This window comes from Mycobacterium sp., from assembly GCF_052144515.1.
In the GTDB taxonomy this organism is placed as follows: domain Bacteria; phylum Actinomycetota; class Actinomycetes; order Mycobacteriales; family Mycobacteriaceae; genus Mycobacterium.
The window spans coordinates 1-6,565 of the sequence record NZ_JBKQQD010000037.1 but is presented as its reverse complement, the minus strand read 5'-3'; the positions used below and the strand labels follow the sequence as shown (position 1 = coordinate 6,565).

At 62.9% G+C, this 6,565-nt stretch carries 3 protein-coding genes and 1 pseudogene; 2 read left to right on the top strand and 2 right to left on the bottom strand.

Annotated elements, in window-relative coordinates; genetic code table 11:
• The coding region (locus tag ACLP9N_RS01890; RefSeq protein ID WP_442405812.1) for a recombinase family protein at window positions 1-525 on the bottom strand (525 nt) is incomplete at its 3' end.
• Between the two features lie 777 nt (window positions 526-1,302).
• On the opposite strand from ACLP9N_RS01890, the gene ACLP9N_RS01885 reads away from it, so the two are divergent.
• Together ACLP9N_RS01885 and ACLP9N_RS01880 are read left to right on the top strand one after the other, a co-directional pair.
• Entirely contained in the window at window positions 1,303-3,531 is a 2,229-nt protein-coding gene (locus ACLP9N_RS01885; protein ID WP_442405811.1) for a hypothetical protein, read from the top strand.
• Window positions 3,532-3,818: 287 nt separating this feature from the next.
• Window positions 3,819-6,176 carry a hypothetical protein gene (locus tag ACLP9N_RS01880; RefSeq protein WP_442405810.1) on the top strand — a complete coding sequence of 786 codons (2,358 nt, stop codon included), beginning with the start codon at window positions 3,819-3,821 and terminating at the stop codon, window positions 6,174-6,176.
• Window positions 6,177-6,291: 115 nt separating this feature from the next.
• Here ACLP9N_RS01880 and ACLP9N_RS01875 read toward each other — a convergent pair.
• A pseudogene (locus tag ACLP9N_RS01875) lies at window positions 6,292-6,477 on the bottom strand (adenylate/guanylate cyclase domain-containing protein); the annotation flags it as partial.
• Window positions 6,478-6,565: the final 88 nt, after the last annotated feature.

The following is a 6,565-nucleotide window of genomic DNA, read 5'->3' as shown; positions in this document are numbered from 1 at the left end:
GTATTTGGCGATGTCCTTGGCGGTGTGGCCGTTGGCCTTCATCCGCTTCGCGGTGGCGATGTGCTCGGCGTCGCAGACCTTGCGGGGCCGCCCGAATGTGGTGCCGTTTGCCCGCGAGGCCGCCCGTTTAAGCGCGGTGCGCTCCTTGATCAGCTCGCGTTCGTACTCGGCCAGGGAACCCAGGACGCCGATCATCATCCGGCCCGCAGCGGTCGAGGAGTCGATGCCGTCGGTGGTCGATACCAGGGTGATGCCCTGGTCGGTCAGTTCCTTGACCGTTTGCAAGATATGGAGCATGTTGCGGCCTAGCCGGTCCAGCTTCCACACCACCACGGTGTCGCCCTCACGGACATAGCCCACGAGAGCAGCAAGTCCTGGGCGGTCATCGCGTGCACCAGACATGGTGTCGGAGAACACCTTGCTCACCCCAGCGGCGGTCAGTGCACTGTTCTGCTGATCGAGAGTCTGTGAGACCGTGGAGACCCTGGTGTACCCGATCCGGGTGCCGGTGCTCTCTGTGGCCAAATCGCTGCGCCTCATAAATAGGGGCAACGCCATTAATGAGTCACATATTTCTGAGACGGACTTTCGAGACACTCCGGCCTGGCGAATTACGGCGCCAACACCCGGCAGAGGTGGTGTCTCATTTGTGGTCTTTTTCGAGACGGCATTCTTGAGCAGTGGATCGAGGCTTGTGCAGGCGGCCTGGCGCGCAGCGAGATGAAGCTCCTCGCCCCACGGCGCCGCCGGCGAGGAGGTCCACAACGCGCTGGCGAACGGACACCCTCTCGGACCGAACCAAGTCCTTGTGTTGGGCATGTGGCCTGCCTCGGCACGGCGGCGGCGGACACACCACCCGGACATGCCGCACCTCCGACCGGACGGTGTACGGGCCGCCGCTCAACACGCATTGCTCGGCGCTGGAAGGTTCAGCGGCGGTGCGGATCTCGACTAGAGCCGCTCACGGGGCAACCAAGCTAGGCAGGAATTGCGACTGACTTTCGAGACTCTCGTATGTCGTCTTGCGCTCCATTTCGGGATGCCGTGTGCCTGTCCGCGCATGGCGCGGGCACCAACTCAATGCCCCGAGGTGGTGGACGAAGGGCACCACTGTCGTCACCGTTGTGGTCAGAATTGTCGTCATTTGGTACTGCGGGGGCTGAAAGTCGCCAATTCTGCCGTGGATACGCGACGAACAGTGTTGGATGCGAATGGCGAAGGATACTTTGGGAGGACGCGATGGCGAAGCCTATGCCGCTGACAGTTTACGGTCCGGTTACTCCGCTTAGCCCGAATGTGCGAGTGACGGGGGTGCTTCTCACCGCAGAAGCAACCATCCTCGACAACGGCAACCCGATCGGCCAGGCGACCGCCACCAACCCGGGCGAACTGCTCGTTCCCGTCACTACGCCACCGGTGGTCGGCCACGCGATAACCGCCGTGCAGAAAACGGCGGATGGCACGAGCGAACCATCGTCGCAACCGATCATCGTGGTCGACTTGCCCAATCCCCTACCAGTGCCCGTCATCGTCTCAGCGCTCAATACCTGCATGACGGATATTTGGGCCAGCGGGCTCGTGCCCGGCGCGACGGTCGTGACCATGATCGGTGGCCAGCCCTTCGGCTCGAGTGTGCCGGGCCTGACCCTGTCAACGCTCGGCATCGACCGCACGAAGCCGATCACCGCCAACACCCAAGCCCAGATCCATCAAGAGGCGGTGGTCGGCGGCGCGCAGCGCGTCAGCAACACTGTGACCAGCCCGAACATCCCGCAATTCACCACCCCGGGCGACCTTCTGCCACCACCGGTCCTGGGGCCGCTCGTCCAATGCGATACCGAGCGCCACTTCCAGCAGGCCGTGCCGGGCGCAATAACGACGATCACAAACGAAGGCCAGTCCGAGGGCTGGATCAATCCCCTCACGGCCTTCAACTGCTATGGAGGGCCCCCGCTGCGCAAAGGCACCGCAGTCGCCACACAGGAAATGCCCCGTTGCAAGCGCGCGGGCCAACCCGTCACGCTGCCAGTTGCGCCGGCGGAAACGCCGATAGCCCCGACCGCTTCGCAGGACGTCTGTCCGCAGGCCCTTCGACTGAGCGTCTCGGGTCTCGCCCCTGGCGGCATCCTGCACGTCAAGCGACGCGTTCAGCAGACAAACGGCTTTAGCGAGACCGATCTGGGAGACCTCGGCATCGAATACGAAACGCAACCAGTGGATTTGCCGACCGACTTGAAACTGACCGATCCAAACGGCCCCGTCAAGATCGCGCTGAGTCAGCAACGCTGTGGGGGGGTGAGCCCGGTTGCGCTCGTCAGCGTCGCGCCGGTCGCTGGACCGTTCGGCGCGCCCAAGATCGTGGAGCCCCTGTTCGACTGCAGTCGAGGCATCCCGATTACTGGCGCTCATCCCTCCTCGCTTGTCCAGGCTTTTGATGCCGCGGCGGGCACGCCACTGTCGGACCCGGTCGCCGTCACCACGGCGAGCATGTTGCTGACGCCGTGGTTCCCGCTGGCCGGTGGCCACAAGGTTCAGGTGCGCCAGCATGGCTGCAACGCGAATGGGACCTCGCCGGACGCAGACGTCAAACCACTGCCGCAGCCAATTCCCGTCCCCACGATCGTAACGCCGGTACGCCCCCAGGCGGCGTGGATCAAGGTGACCGGCGTGCTGCCCGGAGCGCGACTCTATCTACTCGTCAACAATGAATTGCGACCGGCAAGCATCGACATCTATGCCACCCAGGGTGTCGTCCCCGTCACGGGCGCACCCCTCGCTGAAAACGACTCGGTGTTCGTCATCCAAAAGCTGTGCGACCAATCAAGCAACCCCGAAGGCAAGGGTGCAGTGGTCACGCGCGGCAATCTGAAGGTGACGGTGACACCCAGTACCGTTCCGCGCGGCACGACCTCGATGGTCACTGTCCACGCGGTCGACGCCGACACCGGCGCAGCAGTGTCGGCCGATGTTCTGTTGAACGGCCAACACGTTGGCACGACCGGCAATCCTTTCGCGTACTCGCCTCAGGTCGGTGCTACCAATCCGAACGGCCTTGTACACGATGGGCCGGCCTACAACGATGCGGCTTTTTCGATCACCCTGGTCGACCCAACCTGGGCCATCGACTTGCGCGCAGGCCCGGTGCCGGCCTGGTTGGAAACCCTGCGGATCGATGTCACGCAGGTGATTTGGAAGGTCACACCAGATTGGAATACGAGCCTGGCCAAGACGGTGACAGTTTCGCCGAACCCGCCCACGGCTGCAGGTTCGGTCACGCTTCCCCGACCGACCGGGGCGGTCAAAACGGTCACCGTCGCGATCTCCGGCACATGCCAAACGAATGGCGGTGACGTGAACGGCATCTCGGTGCCCGCGCAGACCTTCCCGCTCGGCACTGACTCAAAGAAGGTCGCCTTCACTGGGTCAGACGAAACCATCGGCTGGCTGTTGCAAGTCGACTATGTGTATGACCCGAACAGTGGAATCCTGGCCTTCAAAGTCGATCCGTATCTCGCCGGCATTCAGCCCTGACACGTCGGAGGGAACGGCTCCGTGCCGCGCCAGTTTCCTGCAGCCGTTGGCCGCTATCCGCGCTTAGGTTGGTTGATGGCCAGCTGTTGCAACGATCGCCGTCATAAGTCCTGAGCGGAACCCACACCGGGGCTTTTACACCAACTCCGGGACCGATTCCGCCCAATCCGCCAGATTCACAAGACCAATTAGAACCAGGCTCCAGCCCCCAGCGTGGCTGTAGTGTAGGCCCAGACTTGGGACGGGTACTGCAATGTTCCTTCTTTGCACGGAATCAGGGGGCATTTATGCCGTTGGATTTCCAGATCGAGATCGAGACGTTGAAGGGCTATCTTAAGTCGACGATCGCCAAGAACATCCCGGTGATCACCGATCCGGTCACCATCGACCCGGCGCAGGGACCCGCGTACATCACCGGCTTCGATTTCGAGAACGCAATACTGACCCCATCGCTGGAAGACCCCGGCCGCCTGACCAACCTGCTGGACTATCTGGGATCAACGCCCCACGTGACGGTGGGGCCCACGCAGCTGATGGTGGTGAAGCGGCGGCCGCAGTTCCTGCTCGAGGTGAGCGTGTCCTATTCCACCGTGACGCAGCTGCGCGAGGCGAACTTCAACGAACCGGCGACACAGTCGTTTCCGCTCCCGGTCAGCTTCGTGCTGGATGCCTGGGCAGACTTCGATGGCTCGCTTTCTATCGCGCCTGAGCTGCAGACGATTCCGGGCCTGCCCCCTGCGCAGCAGCAGAAGCTTCAGGACGCCGTGAATGCGCTGCAGATCCCGATCGACCTGTCCTCGGCCCTGGGGACCGGCGGTCTGGTGCAGATGCCGCGCTTCCTCAACGCCGGTATGACGCTTTCGCAGGACGAATCATTTGTGGCATTGCGATTTGAATACGAAAGGCCGAACCCGCAAACCTGGAACAACTTCTTCCAAGGCCAGATGCAGAATGTGCTCGAAGACCGGCAATGGGCTGCGCTGATCCCCTCCGACCTGCTGACCGGGCCGGTACAGCAGTTGTTGTCCGATGATCTGCATAACAACCAAAACCTGACCGATGTAGCAGAGCCAGCCATCTGGTGGGAGCCGCTGCCGATCTTCGGTGCATTGTCGATACCGGTACTGGGTGGCTCCCTGTCGGCGCGTTACAAGGATGCCTGTCCGGGGGTCGATCTAGGGTTCACCGTCGACTTATCCGCCACCCTCTCGGTTCCGGATATCAACAAGCTGCGCCTCACGTTTAACCTCGATCTTCACACCAACTTGGGGGACGACGTGTTGTGCGCCCTTGAAGGGGCATTTGGCTTGCCGGTGATTTGGCCGTGGCTCGCGGCCAATTTCGGCAACGCTGGGTGGGGCGTGTACTGGGGCGGCCTGGCGGTGGGCCCCGCTTTGAGCTTCTTCGGGGTGCTGGGGGCGCTCAACTCGTCGATGCCGCTCAAGTTTCTGGATCTGAGCAAGGAGCTGCCGAAACAGTTCACGAAGGTTTCGGATACCGAATACACGGCAGTATACGACCTCAGCAGCATCGCCGACGTGCTCGGTGGCATGGCTCTGACCGCGGTCGGCGCGACAGACAACGCACTCGTGCTGGGCGGGACTTTCACGGTTGCGGAAGTGACCCAGGGGCGGTTGTCGACGGCGCTCGACCACGGCTTCGATTGGACGGACCAGAATCCCTGCGGTGCGCCGAGTTACGAGACGGACGCGGTCGTCAATTTTGGAACCCCGCCGCCGGGGCACACCATTCCCGCCAAGTTCGCCGGCGCCTTCGTGCAAGAAGATCCAGACAATCAATATTCCCCACACGTGCAGACGGCGTACCCTCAGCCCTGGCATGGCGGCTTCATTAAGGTCGCCTTCCAGGATCAAGACGTCAACCCGGCCTTCCAAGCCGCCCCCTACCCATGTCAACTGCTGCTGCTGTCCACGGTGGGCGCGCGCTGGATGACTATTCCCCCGCCACCGGCAACGCCGCAGATAGAGCCAGGGTCACAAGCTGCTATCGCCCGGGAAATCTGGCAGGCAACCCATTGCGTGCAGCTGGGGTCGGTCTGGGGCAGCGGCGTCGGGAATGACTTCAATCCGACATGGAACGTCGATCCGCCTATCGAGGGGCTCGACTACGTCCGGCACTGGGGTATCGCGATCTCGGGGCTGCAGCCGAACGATCAGGTAAGCGCCGTTAAGGGTGAGTCCCTGTTGGCGCTGAGTACGGCGAATCGCGCTGGGCGACTGCAGCTGACGTTCTTTGACACCGGGGCTGCTACAGCCGTGGCCCTGAAGCTGGGAGCCGATGAGCCGCGGTCGAACGCGGCCCTGCAGATGCAGCAGACACTGCTGGTTCGCATCGCGGAAATCCCGGTGGGCGGGCGGTTCCGCACCCTGCAGTTCGAAAGTCGGGCCGACGCGCTGATGCTCAACGTCGAATCGCAGCACGGCGTGGTCAGCTACCAGATACGGGGCAAAGGAATCCCGACACCCGCACGCTCCATCGCCACACGAGCACCCGCCAGCCAAATCGCCGAGTTCGGCAACTATGTCGCCCGACATGAAGCCGAAGCGGGAGTTGTCCAGCTTTACCAACGAGTGGGAACAAACACCTATCTAAGCGGAACGGCTGTAACCAGTCCTGAGGCGTAGTTTCTTAAAGCGGACCGCCGCCGAGTAAGCGTCGCGGCAGCGTTTGGCGAACGCGACTCTGGGCGAGGTGCACGCGTCCAGACCGCACGGTCTTCAACCAGCGCTACGAGCAGTCCAGCCGCACTGCCCCGACGGCGGACGCGATGTACATCGAGTGGACCACGTCGGCGAAGAGAACCGTGACCTGCTTGTACTCCGCCCGGGTAGCGCCGTCTTGGACTGGCGCACCACAGCCGTGACAAAACCGGCCGTTCTCCAGAGGCTCAGTGCCGCACGTCCGGCACGCTGCTATGGCCGTCACCCGACCCTCCGCCGATCCCAGGCCCCAGCCTTTCCAGGGTTCTCTAAGGATAGGCCGTGAGGGAGGGAGCCTCGGGGGTCAGCGGGCG